The sequence below is a fragment of the Myxococcus xanthus genome (assembly GCF_006402735.1).
GTDB classification, from domain to species: Bacteria; Myxococcota; Myxococcia; order Myxococcales; family Myxococcaceae; genus Myxococcus; species Myxococcus xanthus_A.
In genome coordinates this window covers 1,215,155-1,230,226 of record NZ_CP017174.1, presented here as the reverse complement: position 1 = coordinate 1,230,226, position 15,072 = coordinate 1,215,155, and the positions used below count along the sequence as shown (strand labels likewise).

The 15,072-nt window shown below is 70.3% G+C and carries 10 protein-coding genes; 5 read left to right on the top strand and 5 right to left on the bottom strand.

Annotated features, from left to right (window positions below; translation table 11 throughout):
• The first annotated feature begins 106 nt into the window (after positions 1-106).
• Together sitA6 and sitI6 are read left to right on the top strand one after the other, a co-directional pair.
• Positions 107-712, top strand: coding sequence for a SitA6 family polymorphic toxin lipoprotein (sitA6, locus tag BHS09_RS05275; protein WP_140797351.1), 606 nt, complete (start codon positions 107-109; stop codon positions 710-712).
• 33 nt (positions 713-745) lie between these two features.
• Complete coding sequence (gene sitI6, locus BHS09_RS05270) at positions 746-1,468, top strand: SitI6 family double-CXXCG motif immunity protein (RefSeq protein WP_140797350.1); 723 nt, start codon at positions 746-748, stop codon at positions 1,466-1,468.
• A gap of 25 nt (positions 1,469-1,493) precedes the next feature.
• On the opposite strand, the gene BHS09_RS05265 is transcribed toward sitI6, so the two are convergent.
• Positions 1,494-4,058, bottom strand: coding sequence for a S8 family peptidase (locus BHS09_RS05265; RefSeq protein WP_237080197.1), 2,565 nt, complete (start codon positions 4,056-4,058; stop codon positions 1,494-1,496).
• A gap of 70 nt (positions 4,059-4,128) precedes the next feature.
• On the bottom strand, positions 4,129-8,469 hold the full coding sequence (locus BHS09_RS05260; RefSeq protein ID WP_174260495.1) for a DEAD/DEAH box helicase: 4,341 nt from the start codon (positions 8,467-8,469) through the stop codon (positions 4,129-4,131).
• Between the two features lie 402 nt (positions 8,470-8,871).
• On the opposite strand from BHS09_RS05260, the gene BHS09_RS05255 reads away from it, so the two are divergent.
• Positions 8,872-10,044: an FAD-dependent monooxygenase gene (locus BHS09_RS05255; protein WP_140797347.1), complete on the top strand. Its 1,173-nt coding sequence runs from the start codon at positions 8,872-8,874 to the stop codon at positions 10,042-10,044.
• Between the two features lie 24 nt (positions 10,045-10,068).
• On the opposite strand, the gene BHS09_RS05250 is transcribed toward BHS09_RS05255, so the two are convergent.
• From BHS09_RS05250 to BHS09_RS05240, 3 genes are all read right to left on the bottom strand, one after another.
• On the bottom strand, positions 10,069-11,124 hold the full coding sequence (locus tag BHS09_RS05250) for an ABC transporter ATP-binding protein (protein WP_140787811.1): 1,056 nt from the start codon (positions 11,122-11,124) through the stop codon (positions 10,069-10,071).
• A 138-nt stretch (positions 11,125-11,262) separates the two neighbouring features.
• On the bottom strand, positions 11,263-11,862 hold the full coding sequence (locus tag BHS09_RS05245; RefSeq protein ID WP_140797346.1) for a DUF2378 family protein: 600 nt from the start codon (positions 11,860-11,862) through the stop codon (positions 11,263-11,265).
• Positions 11,863-11,928: 66 nt separating this feature from the next.
• Positions 11,929-13,389, bottom strand: a complete 1,461-nt coding sequence (locus BHS09_RS05240; RefSeq protein ID WP_140787807.1) for a sensor histidine kinase — start codon at positions 13,387-13,389, stop codon at positions 11,929-11,931.
• Between the two features lie 171 nt (positions 13,390-13,560).
• Here BHS09_RS05240 and BHS09_RS05235 point away from each other — a divergent pair, with 171 nt between their 5' ends.
• Both BHS09_RS05235 and BHS09_RS05230 read left to right on the top strand, forming a co-directional pair.
• Positions 13,561-14,526, top strand: a complete 966-nt coding sequence (locus BHS09_RS05235; protein WP_140787805.1) for a PLP-dependent cysteine synthase family protein — start codon at positions 13,561-13,563, stop codon at positions 14,524-14,526.
• Positions 14,527-14,604: 78 nt separating this feature from the next.
• Positions 14,605-15,012, top strand: coding sequence for a hypothetical protein (locus BHS09_RS05230; protein WP_140797345.1), 408 nt, complete (start codon positions 14,605-14,607; stop codon positions 15,010-15,012).
• Positions 15,013-15,072: the final 60 nt, after the last annotated feature.

Below are 15,072 nucleotides of genomic sequence, written 5' to 3'. Positions count from 1 at the left end.
CTCTCTACCCCTCGGGCGCTCTGGACACGGGCTCTCGAGCGACCACCAGACGTCACGGCCAGCCTCAAGCAGGCCCCGCTGCCGCCGTCAGCTAGCATCGAACGCCATGCCATCCTTCCCTCGAAGGGCCATGACGCTACTGCCACTCCTCGTCCTCTGTGCGTGCGCGGCGACTCCACCCGCGGCGTACGTCCTGGAGGACGGCGAACATGCGGAGTCGTGTGCATCCTCGGACGACGGCCATTGTGTCGTGCTTGCGTGCGATGGGGGACTGTGCGGCATCTTCGAATGCGGGGATGTCGACGCCAACACGGTGGCGCAGTCATCTCCAGCCCCTGTGGTAGAGCTGGCTCGGACCTACCGCCCTCCCGCCTTCCGCAATTGGCGAAACATGGGCATCCATCCGGGCGCACGGCCGCGGATGACGTTCCACTTCCGCTACCGCCAGGGATTTCTTCCCGCCATCCCCCGCGTACCGGGCAAGCTCGTGAAGCACCACCTGTTTCCCCAACGCGGCACGGGCCGTGGCGGCATGTGGAATCAAGCCTGGCGCGACTTCATGAGGGCCAAACGAAGCGGCCCCCTTCCTCCCGAAGTGTTTCACCGCAAGGCCGTCGAGCTCATCTTCCAATTCGAGCTGACCGGCCCCGTGGTGCCGTACAACACGTCCGTTGCGCCGTACCAGCACGGCCCCCAATTCCAAAGCCCCTGACCGCCCCAGGAAGCCCCCATCCCAGGAACGCTCGTGAAGGTATTTGAAGTCGAGGAAGACACGGCCGCTGGTTACACGGGCAGCATTGACGCCATTCATCGCTGGGGACTACCGGGCGTACAGCCCTGCCCGACATGCCGCGCGGGAGGCGGCTCCCCCGCCCTCGCCTACCCCTGCGTCGACCTATCCAGCCTTCCTGCCAGGGAGCAACAAGCCCTCTCCGACCCCAGGCCCGTGCCGCGCGATACGGTGCTGAAGCTCGTGGAGCGGGTGCGACCATTCACTCCGGCATGGGCACGACTCGAGCCAGGGGCACAATTCGGCCCGCTGACAGGCCCTGGCATGGGCCGCTTCGGTCCGTTCTACATGCAGAACCCCTGGACCATCCTGCTCCGGCGCGAAACCTTGGAGGCGTTGCAATCCCACGGATTGCGAGGGCTCACAGGTCAGGCTGTCGACGTCCGCTTCCGTGGCAAGAACCCGCCGGACCTGATGGAACTGCAACTGGAGTTGCACGGGCGACTCCATCCCGACTGCCTCCCGGCAAACCGGAAGCCCCCCTGCCCGACCTGCGGTAGCGAGCCGTTCGACCTACCCCAACCCATCATCCTCCAGGCGTCCTCATTCCCCGCCAGCGCGGACCTCTTCCGCATGGAAGACGCATGGACGGTCATCCTCGCCACGGAGCGCTTCGTCGACGTGGCGGCGCGACTGAAGTTGGACGGCGTGGTGTTCCGGGAGCGGGAGTGCCGCTGAACGGCCCAGCCCTCCCACCCGAACCTCACAGGCAGAAGCCGCTGGCCATGCACGTCCGTCCCAGCTCACACGTCAGGCCGGAGGTGCGGCAGTTGGGCTGGCACGCCCCCGAACCCGTGCCGTCGCTGTAGCAGACGTACCCGGAGCGGCAGTCCCCCTGCCCCGTTCCCACCTGCCGCGTGCAGGTCGCCAGACATGCCTTGAGGCCCGAGGAGGAATCCACGATGGAGCACCGCGAACCCGCCGGACACGCGGAGCGGGTGCAATCCATGGAGCAGTACCCGCCCGGATAGTCCGTCACGCACACGCCCCCGGGACAGTCCACGTTGGAGCCGCACGCACGGCCCACCACCAGCGCCGGGTCATCATCGATGGGCGCCAGGGGAATCAGGTCGAAGCTCACGTTCTCGATGCGGTCGCCCGCCTCCAGTTCCAGCGGCTCGAAGGAGTCCACGTTGCGCCAGTAGCCGGTGCGCTCGCCGTCCTCGAAGAAGTTGCCATCCTGGTCGTCGTCGATGGTGGCCAGCGCGAAGTACGTCCGCGGCGCCAGGGAGATGCTGTACGCGTAGTCCGCCGAGGCGCGCGCGACGGCAATGGCGTCCTCCGAGGCCTGCCACTCCCCTCGCGCGTCCTGCCACACGAACGCAATCAGTGCGTCCAGGTCATTGGCGGCGCCCGCCACGCCAATCTTCACCGCCACCGTCGCCGAGCCCGCCGTCCCCGAGCCCACCAGGCTCAGCGTCACCACGGTGTCCCCTCCGGCCAGCCCGGATGCATCCACCGCCACACTCAGCGAGGCCGAGCCGAAGGCGGGCACCCGCACCGTGCTGCCCTGCGGGAATGACACCGCCGAGGCATTGGGCCCACTGACGCTGGCCGACACCGTCAAATCGCCACCCCGGTTGCCGCCCACGTTGCTGAGGGTGAGCTGCTGCGTGCCACTGCCCCGGAAGAACAGCGTGGACGTCGTCACGTTGAGCTGAGGGTCCAACGTGCCGGGGTCCACGTTGGCGATGCGAGCCAGCGCCGCGCGCGCGTTGACGAGCCCCGCGCCGCAGCCTTCCGGGCACTGCGCGTTGGTGAGCGGCGTGGCGGTTTCCTTCAAGATGCTCTCCGCCAGCGCGGCCGGCAGGTCCGGTCGCAACGCCGCCATCAGCGCCACCACGCCCGCGACGTGGGGTGCCGCCATGCTGGTGCCCTGCGAGAAGGCATAGGCCGGCTGCCCGTTCTCATCCAGCACCGTGGACAGCACACCGTCCGGATAGCCGTCGCCGTTCAGGTCCTCGCGCATCTCCCCGCCAGACGCCACCACGTCCACGTCCACGCCGTAGTTGGAGAAGCTGCTGCGCTGCCCCGCCAGACTGGTGGAGCCCACGCAGATGACGTTCTGCTGGTTGCACGGCGTGCTGTTGCGCGCATCCACGTCCTCGTTGCCCGCGGCGACGACGATGATGGCCCCGCGTCCCAAGGCCTCGTCGATGGCGCCCTGGTACAGGGCCTGCGGTGGCGCGCTGCCCCCCAGGCTCATGTTCACCACCTTCGCGGGATTGGGATTGTCCGGCACGCCCGGCACGGTGCCGCCCGTGGCCCAGGTGATGGCCGCGGCGATGTCGAAGCTGCTCCCGCCCTTCTTCCCCAGCACCCGCACGGGAAGCAGCCGGGCGTTCCAGGCCACGCCCGCGACGCCCACCTGGTTGTTCGTGTCCGCGGAGATGGTGCCCGCCACGTGCGAGCCGTGCCACGACGAGCCGCCGCTGGGCGTGTCCCCGCCTTCGTCCCGCGGGTCGCTGTCCCGGCCGTCGCCGTCACCCGCGTTCTCCGGGTCCGAAATCATGTCGTAACCCGGCAGCACGTTGGTGAGGTCCGGGTGCGGAACGATGCCGCTGTCGAGGACGGCCACCACCACGCTGGACGCGTCCGGCACCAGGTCCCACGCGGCCGGCAGGTTGAGCGTGGGGTAGTGCCACTGGAGGCTGTAGCCCCGGTCGTTCGGCGCCGCCGTCGCCCGCATCCGCTCATTGCGCACCGCGTACGTCACGCCCGGCACCCGGGCGAGCTGCGCCGCCCACTCCTGCGTCTTCGCGGCCGTCACCGCCTTGCCATCCAGCGGCTCGTAGCCCACCAGGTGCAAGTACTCACTGGCATAGCCCTTGTGCACCGCGCGGAAGCCCGGGCGCTGTACCGCCGCCAGCACGCGCTCCGGTGACAGGCCCGCTTCCTCGAAGCGGAGGATGACGTCTCCGGGAATCGAGGGGTCCTCGCGGGAGGCCCGCTCGAGCGGCGCGGCGCCCGACTGCGACGGGACGATGGGAAGCCCCGGCACGGCCTTCGGCGCCACCCGCGGCTCGCGCGAGCGCCCCGCGTGCATCCCCCGCAGCGTCTCCTTCAGCTTCTCCAGCTCACCCGCGCGAAACGGCGAGCGCACCGTCTGGGAGGCACTGTCGCCAGCGGACCGCTCGCTGCTCCGGAAAGGCGTCAGCGTCCCCTGGATGCGCCCGGTCCGGGAGGGCTGCTTCCCCGGGTCTTCGTCGTCGCCTGAACAGGAGGTGGCGGAGAGCAGCAACAGTCCCATCAACAACAGGCGACGCATTCGGGCAACCCCTCGAAAGAAACGAAAGGGGCGGCACCCTAGCATTCGCTGTCCGGCGGGGCCTCGCCACTCAGCTCGCCATCACCTCGCCGCCGTCTTCCGTGTCCTCTCCAACGCTGCCGTCGGCCGTATCGTCCAGTGCGCCGACATCTCGCGGCACGCCGTCCACGTACGTCACCACGTTGCCCGGCATCGCCGGCACCCGCGGCCCGGGCGTCACCACGCCCGTGAGGTTGAGCGGGTCGACACCGGACAGTTGCACCCGCACGCCGGACGGGGGCTGACGGCGCACCGAACGCGCCATGTCCACCGCCTCTGGCAGGGCGAACTGCTCGCCCACGAAGCCCGATACGAAACGACCACCGCGCACCTCGCCGCGCGCTTCCATGCGGCGGTACACGAAGAGCAGCTCGCGCCACGTGGGCGCCAGCGCCTCGCGCATCACCAGGTCGCGCCAGACAATGCCGTAACGCTGGAGGAAGAGGCGCGCCAGCGAGTCCAGCACCTCGTCTTGCGACTTCGGCTCCGCGGGCGCCAGCAGGCTCCAGCGGCCAGGGCCTCCGCGTTGGAGCAGCTTCTGCCGCTTGCGGTGCGCCGGGCTCTGGAGCACGCGCAGGTTCTGCACCGCGTCCGCCGTCACCAGCCCGCGCGCCACCAACTCCCACAGCGCGTCCTCGATTTCGGCGGGCAGGCGCCGCGCGCGTGACACCAGGTCCTGGAAGAAGCAGGCGCCGCGCCGCTCCAGCACCGCGACCACGTCCTTGGCGGCCGCGCTCAAGTCCGGCGGCGTCCACACGTCCCCGTCCGACAGCACCGCGTGAGGCCGCGCCGCGGTGAGCATCCACTCCAGGTCCTCGCGAAGGGTGAAGGTCAACGACGCGTTGCGCGTGGGCGACGCTCGCGAGCGCGTGGGCGCGGGCTCCGGCGGCGTCACCGGCGCGCCCCGGCGAGGCCCCGGCGTGGGCTTCGCCTCCTTCGTCGTCAGGCGGCCCCAGGCCACCTCACCGGCGTAGCAGGCCCGCTCCAGCAGGTCCGGCGTGTAGCCGCGCATGCGCGCGGGCAGAAGGAAGCGCTCCCACGCGGACGCAGGCGCCTCATAGCCCTGCAGCAGCCGCACCGCCTTGAGCAGCCCCGTGGAGCCCCGCAGCGCGTCCAGTTCCTCCAGGTGGTGCCACCGGAAGAGGAAGCGCATGAAGTCCTGCGCGCTCAGCGGCTCGATTTCCTTGCGCAGCCGCCCCACCGTCAGCCGGTGGATGCGCTGGAGCAGGCGCCGGTCACACCACTCCAGCGGCGGGCTGGCTCCATCCGACAGCGGGACCTCCTGCGGACGGAAGCGGCCTCGCAGCACGTTGCCCTGGGCCTCCAGTTGGTGCATGGCCGCGTTGACGGAGTCCTCGTCCAGCACGACGAGCCGAGCCAGCTCCGCCACCGTGGTGGGCCCCAGCATCTCCATGCGTCCGCGCACCACCTGGAGCACGGCGGCGTCCCGCTCCACGGGCCGGTCATGCGCCAGCACCGGCAGCGGCGGCTGCATGGGCGCGTCCGGGAAGAGCACCCGCAGCGCGCTGCCCCGCTCCGCCGACACCAGGAAGCGGCCCGCGGGCAGGTCCATCCACGCCACCCGGCCCTGCTCGAACAGGGGCGTCGCCATGCCGCGCGGCACCTCCGCGGCGGGCAGCAGAATCAGCTGCAACAGCGCGTCGTGCAGCTCGTCCTCGTCGCGCATGGGCGGGGCGGCGTCCGCCACCACCGTGGCAATCGCCGCCGCGTCCAGCGCGCCGAAGGCCGTCACGTCCTCGGCGGGCATGGCGCGGCGCAGGGCCACGTTGCGCACGCGGCGCTCCTCGGCGGGCGCGTCATCCAGGAAGGTGTAGGGCTGGCTGTGAATCATCGCGTGCGCGAAGAGGCTGGGCTCCGGCACGTCGCGCGCCAGCAGGCGGATGCGGCCATCCCGCATGCCGCGCAGCACCTCGCGCAGGCCGTCCACGTCCATGGCCTCGCGCAGGCAGTCATCCATGGTCTGCTTCACCAGCGGATGGTCCGGCAGCTCCAGGTCGCCGCCGCCGTGGTTGTCCTGGCAGCCCACCTGCTCCGGGAACACCGACGCCAGCAGGTCCTCGCTGCGGGCGCGCTGGAGGTTGGGCGCCACGCGCTTGCCCCCCATCATCCGGTGCAGCGCGAGCGACCGCGTGGCCACCCACCGGAAGCGCGTGCCGAAAATCGGCGCCTGGAGCACCGCCTGCACCAGCACCTCCTCCACGTGGTCCGGGTGGAGGAAGTCGAAAATCTCCGCCAGCGGAAAGGAGTGCTGCTCACCCAGCGACAGGAGGATGCCGTCCTCCGTCGCCGCCGCCTGGAGTTCGAAGTCGAACGAGCGGCAGAAGCGCTTGCGCAGCGCCAGGCCCCACGCGCGGTTGATGCGGCTGCCGAAGGGCGCGTGGATGATGAGCTGCATGCCGCCCGCCTCGTCGAAGAAGCGCTCGGCCACCACCGTGGTGTGGCTGGGCACCGCGTCGAGCATCTTCTGCCCCGTGCGCAGGTAGCCCATCAGCGCGTCCACCGCGGGCGGCGGCATGCGCAGCTCCTTCTGGAGGAACGTCGGCGCATCCTCGCGCGACGTGAGTTCCTCGCGCAGGCGGCCCACCTGGAGCGACAGCTCGTCCGTGCGGCCCGGCGCCTCGCCGCGCCAGAAGGGCACGTTGGGCGGCGCGCCGCGCGCGTCCTCCACCTGCACCGTGCTGCCCGACACGCGTTGGATGCGCCACGCAGTGCTGCCCAAGAGGAAGATGTCCCCGGGCGAGGACTCCACCGCGAAGTCCTCGTCCAGCGTGCCCACCACCTTGCCCTCCGGCTCGGCGGTGACGTTGAAGGTGAAGGTGTCCGGGATGGCGCCGCCATTGGTGAGCGCGGTGATGCGCACGCCGCGCCGGCCCTTGAGGCGCTGGTTCACCCGGTCCCTGTGGAGGTGGATGCCCGCGCGGCCCCGGCGTGCCGCCACGCCTTCGGACAGCAACTCCAGCACGCCCTGGTACTCCTCCCAGGTGAGGTTGCGATACGAGTATGCACGCTGGAAGAGGCTGAAGAGCGCGCGTTCGTCCCACTCCTCGCAGGCGCACGCGGCGACAATCTGCTGCGCCAGCACGTCCAGCGGCTTCTCCGGAATCCGCACCGCGTCCAGGTCTCCCTCACGCACGGCGTTGAGGAGCGCGGTGCACTCCATCAACTCATCGCGCGTCATCGCGAAGAGGATGCCCTTGGAGATGCCCGCCTTGTGGTGGCCCGCGCGGCCCACGCGCTGGAGCAACACGGAGATGGCGCGCGTGCTGCCCAGTTGCACCACCAGGTCCACGTTGCCCACGTCGATGCCCAGCTCCAGCGACGCGGTGGCCACCATGGCCCGCAGCTGCCCGGACTTCAGCTTCTCCTCCGCGGCCAGACGGATTTCGCGCGACATGCTGCCGTGGTGCGCCGCCACAGTACCCTCGCCCAGGCGTTCGCCCAGGTCGTGCGCCACGCGCTCCGCCATCTTCCGCGTGTTGACGAAGACGAGCGTCGTGCGGTGCGCCCCCGTCAGCGCCACCAGCCGGTCGTAGACCTGCCCCCACATCTCGTGGCTGGCCAACGACGACAGCTCCGCGTCTGGAATCTCCAGCGTCAAATCCCACGGGCGCAGGTGGCCCACCTCCACCCGATTGCAGTCCCGGTGGGAGGCGCCGGTGAGGAACCCGGCGATGGCGTCCAGCGGCTTCTGCGTCGCCGACAGGCCGATGAGCTGGGGCCGCACGTCCGTGAGCGCCTTGAGCCGCTCCAGCGACAGCGCGAAGTGGCTGCCCCGCTTGTCGCGCGCCAGGGCGTGGATTTCGTCCACGATGACGGTGCGCACCGCGCGCAGCGTGGCGCGCGCCTTCTCCGCCGTGAGGTAGAGGTAGAAGGACTCCGGCGTGGTGATGAGGATGTGCGGCGGACGGCGCACCATCTGGGCGCGCTCGGAGGCCGGAGTGTCTCCGCTGCGCACCTGGACGCGCAGCTCCTGCGGACGGAAGCCCTCCGCGCGGGCCCGGGCGAGCAGCTCCTCCAGCGGCTGGAGCAGGTTCTTCTGCACGTCGTTGCCCAGCGCCTTGAGCGGCGACACGTAGAGCACCTGCGTGCAGTCCGGCAGCGTGCCTTCCAGCGCCAGCCGGAAGAGCGCGTCCAGCGCGGCGAGGAACGCCGTCAGCGTCTTGCCACTGCCCGTGGGCGCGGCGATGAGCACGTCCTGGCCCGCCTGGATGAGCGGCCAGCCCTCTACCTGGGGACGGCTGGGCTCGCCCAGCCGCTCGGCGAACCAGCGGCGCACCACCGGATGGAACGGCGCCAGCGCCGGATGCGCCGCGCACTCGGCGGCGAAGTCGAGGCTGATCTGCGGGGCCATGGGCACCTCCAGGACTAGCCTGAACACAGGTACAGCCCGGCGTCAACGCGACGGAACGTCGTGAGTAGGCCCCCACCGCGGGTGTTCCCCCCACCAGGCGAGGGCCCAGCGGGACGCAACCCTTGCGTGCGGGCATGACGCTGACGCGTCACGGGAGCAGCGTGACGCGTCATCCACCGCCCGGCACAGGCCACCGCACACAGCGGAAGTCCATGACACGGAGCACACGCGCGGATGCACCGCGCATCGCCGCCAGGAGGAATGTGCCTTGCACATCGCACCTCGGAACATGAGGAGCGAAAACTTGAGCCCCACCCACCAGATTCCCCGGGCCCCCGTCGAAACCAGGCGCCCTGAGCCCTGCCGCGACGGGACGCCCGCCGCCGCGCGGAGGGGCGCGCCATGAGCGAAGCTTCCTACGACGTCGCCATCATCGGAGGCGGCCCAGCGGGCGCGGCCATGGCCGTGGCCTTGCGAGACCTGGCGCCCTTCCTGTCCATCGTCATGCTCGAGCGCACTGATTACGACACGCACCGCTCGGGCGAGACCTTGTCACCCGACCTCCGCATTCCCCTGTCCCGGCTCGGTGTCTGGAGCAGCTTCCTGCGCGATGGACACCTGGCCTCGCGCGGGACGTCCTCGTGCTGGAGCCGCGCGGAGCCCAGAGTCCAGGACACGCAGATGTCGCCCTGGGGCTCCGCCTGGCACCTGGACCGGGCACGCTTCGACGAACGGCTCAGCCTGGAGGCAGCCCGGCAAGGCGTCCGCGTCCTTCGCCTGACGACCCTGCTGGACGTCGAGTCCATCGCGAAGGAGGGCTATCGGCTGCACCTCTCCCAACGCAAGACGGGCGCGCTCACGCTGCGGGCGCGCTTCGTCGTGGATGCGACCGGATGGAAAGCCACCTTCGCCATGACCCAGGGCGCGCGGCGCCGCATCCGCGACCGCTGCTTCACCGTTCATGGCGCGTTCCAGCTCCGGCCAGGGGAATCATTCCCCACGGATGCCTTGGTGGAATCATGTCCGGAAGGCTGGTGGCACTCCGCGCGACTGCCCTCGGACTGTGTCGCCGTCACCCTGGTGGGTGATGGAGATTCCTTGCACGGACTGCGCTGGGCGACGCCGGAGCCGTGGGCGGCCCTGCTCGAACAAGCCCCCGTCACCCAGGCGAGGCTGGCGGCCTGCGACTTCGCCGGAGAGCCTCTCGTCGCGGCGCCCGTGCTCGTCGGCGAACTCGACCAGATGCACGGTGAGCGCTGGCTCGCCGTAGGCGATGCGGCCTGCACCCATGACCCGCTGTCCGCCCAGGGTATCTTCAGCGCGCTGGACTCCGCGCTCCTCGCCGCCGAAGCCCTGGAGCAATACCTGCGCGGTGAAGTGGATGCGCTCTGCGCCTACGAGCAAACGCTTCATCTGCGCTTCAACGAACACCTGCACAGACGAAGCAGCACCTACCGCGAGGAGCAACGGTGGCCCGACGCGCCCTTCTGGAAGAACCGGCACACCGCCTTCCCCGCCCTGACGCCCGCCGCGGAGCAGCGCTCCGCGCCAGCGCCCACCGGGCTCGCGCCATGAGGCACCGCGCTGCCCCTGCGCCTCTCAGAAAATCCAGAGGCGCTCCTTGGGGAACGCGAGCGTGTAGGCCCCCGGAGCCAACACCTGGCGCGTCGAGGCGCGCAGTGTCTGCCCTGCGGCATGGAACTGGTGCTCCCAGCGCCCGCCCACGTAGATGGAGCTCGCCAGCGCGGCCGGGAGCCGGTTCTCCCCGGGGCCGGATGCCAACTGGAGCTCCTCCACGCGGATGACGCCCGTGGCCGTGTCGCCACCGGAGCCGTCCCCACGCCGCTGCCCCCACAATGACTGGCTTCCCACCTGGAGCCGCGCCTCGCCGCCGCGGCGCTCCACCACGCGCCCTGACAGCGTGTTGTTCACCCCCATGAAGTCGGCGGCGAACAGGCTCCTCGGCTCCGTGTAGAGCTGCTCCGGCGTCCCGTCCTGCACCATCCGCCCGCCGTCCAGCAGCATGATGCGGTCCGCGATGGCCATGGCCTCCACCTGGTCATGGGTGACGAAGAGCGCGGTGAGCCCCAGCCGCTTGATGAGCGCGCGAATCCACACGCGCGCCTCCTCCCGCAGCTTCGCGTCCAAGTTGGACAGCGGCTCGTCCAGGAGCACCAGCGGCGGCCCGTAGACGAGCGCCCGCGCCAATGCCACGCGCTGCTGCTGCCCGCCGGAGAGCTGGCTGGGGAAGCGGTCGCCGTAGCCCTCCAGGCCCACGCCCTGGAGCACCTCGCGCACGGCCCGGTCCACCTGCTCGCGGGACTGCTTGCGCAGCCGCAGGCCGTAGGCCACGTTGTCGAACACCGTCTTGTGCGGCCACAGCGCGTAGGACTGGAACACCAGCCCCAGGTCACGCCGCTCTGGCGGCAGGTTCACCTTCGCCGCCGCGTCGAACACCGTGCGTTCACCAATGTGGATGCGCCCGCGCGCCGGCGTCTCCAAACCAGCGACGGAGCGCAGCAGCGTGGACTTGCCGCTGCCGGAGCGGCCCAGCAGCGCCACCACCTCGCCGTCCCGGAAGTCGGCGGTGATGCCCTTCAGGATGTCATTCGTGCCGAGCCGGACGTGGACGTCCTCGACGAGCAACCTGGCCATGCGGTGACTTCCTTCCGGACAGGGAGCGCGTCCGGTCGGCATCGTGCGACAGCGCACGACAGGTGGCCAGCGTCAGTGCACCCTGAACAGGTGCTCCAGCGCGGCCAGCCCTGAGTCCGTCATGGCGACGCTCCCGCCTCAATGAACGCTGCGGGGGCCGGCACCGGCCACGGGCGCACGGCTGGCGGCCTTCGACCAGGTGATGCGGAAGGTGGCCGCCGTGCCGTCGAAGGCGATGGGCTTCACCTCTACATGCCCCGCGCCCGCCGACCGCAGCGTCTCCGCCAGGAAGCCCGCGGCGAAGTCCGGCGTGTCCGCCGTGACGTCCTTCATCCACAGCGTGGCGCTGTCCTGCGTGGACTCCTCCACGCGGACCTCATTGAAGTTGTTGCCGGCGCGAACGTTGTACGGCACCCGCTCCAGCGTGCGCCGCGGCCCCAACTGGGTGACGAGCGACAAGCTGGCCCGGCCCACCGACGTCTGCCGGAAGCCCTGGAGGAAGCGCGCGCCCAACTCGAAGCTGGCCTCGTGCGGAGGCAGGGCCGGGAAGACATCCTGCGCCGCCACGCGCAGGAAGGCGCGCCACTGCTCCAATGTGTACTGGGGGCGCAGCGGTTCCGACAAGTCGAGCCCCACCGCCTTCAGGCGCTGGCGTCCATCCCGGGTGAGATACGGCCCGAGCGCCCGCACGAAGAGCGCTTCCACGGACTGAGCGAAAATGAGCTTGTCTGACGCCATGCACGGAAGGTGGTAGCGGCAACCCCAAGCGGGGAGTCGTGAGGTGCCCCAATCGTCAGCTAATCATCATCGCGGCAGGCGAATGAGGAAGGTCGTGCCCTCCGTCGCACTGGAGGCCACCTGCGCGTCCCCGTCATGCGCCCGGACAATCTGCCGGGTGATGTAGAGGCCGAGCCCCAGGCCGCTGGGCGCGCCCGCGTCACTGGCGGCGCGCCGGCCCCGTCGCCAGGCGCCGAAGACGTGGGGCAGGTCCTCCGGGGGGATGGGCGTGCCGCGGTTGTGGATGCGCAGCACCACTTCGCGCTCGGAGCCCTCGGCGCCCACCCACACGGTGCTCTCCGCCGGACTGTACTTCAGCGCGTTGGCCACCAGGTTGCCCACGGCCTGCTCCAGTCGGTCGGAGTCCCACTTCCCCAGGCCATCGCCCTTGGACTCCAACTGCACCACCCGGCCAGGATGGCTGGCGCGCAGCTCGTCCACGGTGCGGCGCACCACCTCGAACACGTCGCACGACGAGCGCACCACCGGAATGCCGCCGCCCAACCGCGAGCGCGCGAAGTCCAGCAGCTGGCGAATCATCCGGTCCATGCGCTCGGCGCTGGTGAGGATGCGCTCGGTGAGCATGCCCTGGCGCTCGTCCAACCCGCCCTTGCGCCGCAGCTGCTGCGCGGACATGGACAACGCGTTGAGCGGGTTGCGCAGGTCATGTCCCAACATGCCGATGAACTGCTCGCGGAACTCCTCCGCGCTGCGCGACTCCGTGACATCCCGTAGAGAGGACATCACCGCCAGCACCTCGCCGCTGGCCCCCAGCGCGGGCGACAGCACGTAGTCGAAGTACCGCGGGCCGCGGTCCGACTCCAAGGCGATGGTGCCTCGCTGCACGTGCCCCGTGCGCAAGGCCATCCGCACCTGTTCGAGGTACGGCGTCAGCGCCCCGTCCGCGGCCTGCATCTCATCCAGTGTCCTGCCCGGTGCATGCACGGCGTGGCTGCCGCGTGAGACATACAGGGACTGATTGGCCGACAGGACGCGCCCGGTCTCGTCGTAGAGCGCGATGGGGTCCGCCGCGCAGGAGATGGCCAACTCCAGGAGCTGGCGCTGGTGCACCACCTCGCGGGACAGCTCCTTCACCTCGCGCTCGGCCTGGCGCAGCCGGAGCAGCGCGTGGACCTGGGCCACCAGCTCCTCCGGGTCCACCGGCGCCACCAGGTAGCCGTCCGCGCCGTGCTCCAAGCCATGCGCCCGATCGCCCGGCCCCACGGCCTGTGCGGACAGGTGGAGCACCAGGACACCCTGTGTGCGAGGCGTCTCCTTCAACCTCCGGCACACCTCCAGGCCGCTGATGTCCGGCAGCCGCACGTCCAGGATGACGAGGTCCGTCTCCTCGTTCACCAGGGCAAGCGCCTCCATCCCGGAAGCGGCGTCCACGACGCGGAAGCCCGCCAGCCCCAGCACGCGGGAGGTGACATAGCGGCTGGCCGCGTCGTCGTTGACGTTGAGGATGAGCGCGGAAGTGGGAGGCATACGGAGGTGTGCGGGCCAGGCTCTTTCGTAGCCGCGCCTCCGCCTGAACGCCAGATGTTACGGATGCCAACAGGAGCGCTGTCGGAGCAGGCAGACAAGCGACTGTCCAGGAACCCAGCGAAAAGTTCATGACCCGTGCCGAACGAGCCGTTTCGCGATAGGGAAGGCCGCATGCGCCCTCCCTGTCGCCCTCTTCCCGCGGACGGCCGCTTCCTCCAGGCCGTGGGTCCCACTCCGCTCGTCCCCGTACGTCTCCACGAGGAGGGCCCCACCATCTGGTGCAAGCTGGAGTTCCTCAACCCCAGCGGCTCCACCAAGGACCGCATCGCGCGCTACATGCTGGAGAAGGCGTGGCGCCAGGGGGAGCTGGTCCCCGGCGGCGAGGTCATCGAGGCGTCCAGCGGCTCCACGAGCATCGCCCTGGCGCTGGCTTGCGCCCAGATGGGCCTGCGCTTCACCGCGGTGATGCCGGAGGGCGTCACCGGGGAGCGCATCCTCACCATCCGCGCCTATGGTGGTGACGTGGTGCTGGTGCCGCGCGAAGCCGGCGTGCACGGCGCCATCGTGAAGGCGGAGGAGTTGGCGCGTGAGCGCAAGGCCTTCGCGCCGCGTCAGTTCGAGAACCTGGACAACGCCGAGGCCCACCGGGTGTGGACGGGCCAGGAGATTCTGTCGCAAATCCCGGGCGGGCTGGTGCACGGCGTGGTCAGCGGCGTAGGCACGGGCGGCACCGTGGTGGGCCTGTACCAGGCCTTCGCGGAAGCAGGCTGTCCGGTGACGGCCTTCGTGGCGCGCCCCATCGCCGGCCTGGGCTGCGACATCGAATGTTGCAGCTTCAGCCCCCGCGTCCCGGGCGTGGTGGATGGCATGTCCCGGCTGTACCGCGAGGCGGACATGCCGGGCCGCGTTGAAATCGACGTGTCGGACGATGTCGCCATGAGCACCGCCAGGGCGCTCATCCGCCGCGGCTTCCCCGTGGGACCGTCGTCCGGCCTCAACTACGTCGCCGCGGTGGAAGCCGCGAAGCGACTGGGCCCGGAGGCGCAGGTGGTGACGGTGTTCCCCGACCGCATGGAGCGCTACTTCTCCACCGAGCTAATCCAGCCCAAGCCCGTGCCAGCACGCGGCGCGGCATGAGTTGAATGGGAATGGCGTGACGCGTGCGGAGTTGCACGCGCCGTCCCGCCGCGCTATCTGCTGGGCAAGCCCACGTTCATGCTCGTCCGAGTCCTGACATTACTGGTGGTCCTGGGGCTGCCTCCCATCGCGGGGGCGGTCGAGGGGCTGTTCCACTTCTGCCAGGGCACGGTGAAGCTGGACCTGACGTGTGTCTGCCCCCAGTCGAAGCGGAAAAAGGCCGCGCCCGACGCTCAGGAAGCGGGCATCCGTGGCAACCACTACGACTGCTGCGGCGAACTCGCCGTGCAGCTCCCGGCGCCGGAGCCCGTCACCGCGAGCTCACGCCATGCGTGGGCGCTGACACCCCTGGCGGTGCTTCCCCAGGCTGTCCCCGTGGTGCCGCCAGCACCCGAGGCCCTGCCCACGTCGTGGGTGCGCATCCGGGGCGTGCATCACTCCACCGCGCCACCGCTGTACCTGCAGCACTGCTCCTACCTTATTTGAGACGTCCGGCCCGCAAGCGCTGAGGCCTGGCAGGTGGACGTGTGTCCACCGGCCGGATTC

Coding starts and splice junctions, on each gene's coding strand:
- sitA6 (WP_140797351.1), top strand. CDS start 107: ATGCCATCCTTCCCTCGAAGGGCCATGACGCTACTGCCACTCCTCGTC.
- BHS09_RS05265 (WP_237080197.1), bottom strand. CDS start 4,058: ATGCGTCGCCTGTTGTTGATGGGACTGTTGCTGCTCTCCGCCACCTCC.
- BHS09_RS05260 (WP_174260495.1), bottom strand. CDS start 8,469: ATGGCCCCGCAGATCAGCCTCGACTTCGCCGCCGAGTGCGCGGCGCAT.
- BHS09_RS05255 (WP_140797347.1), top strand. CDS start 8,872: ATGAGCGAAGCTTCCTACGACGTCGCCATCATCGGAGGCGGCCCAGCG.
- BHS09_RS05250 (WP_140787811.1), bottom strand. CDS start 11,124: ATGGCCAGGTTGCTCGTCGAGGACGTCCACGTCCGGCTCGGCACGAAT.
- BHS09_RS05245 (WP_140797346.1), bottom strand. CDS start 11,862: ATGGCGTCAGACAAGCTCATTTTCGCTCAGTCCGTGGAAGCGCTCTTC.
- BHS09_RS05240 (WP_140787807.1), bottom strand. CDS start 13,389: ATGCCTCCCACTTCCGCGCTCATCCTCAACGTCAACGACGACGCGGCC.
- BHS09_RS05235 (WP_140787805.1), top strand. CDS start 13,561: ATGCGCCCTCCCTGTCGCCCTCTTCCCGCGGACGGCCGCTTCCTCCAG.
- BHS09_RS05230 (WP_140797345.1), top strand. CDS start 14,605: ATGCTCGTCCGAGTCCTGACATTACTGGTGGTCCTGGGGCTGCCTCCC.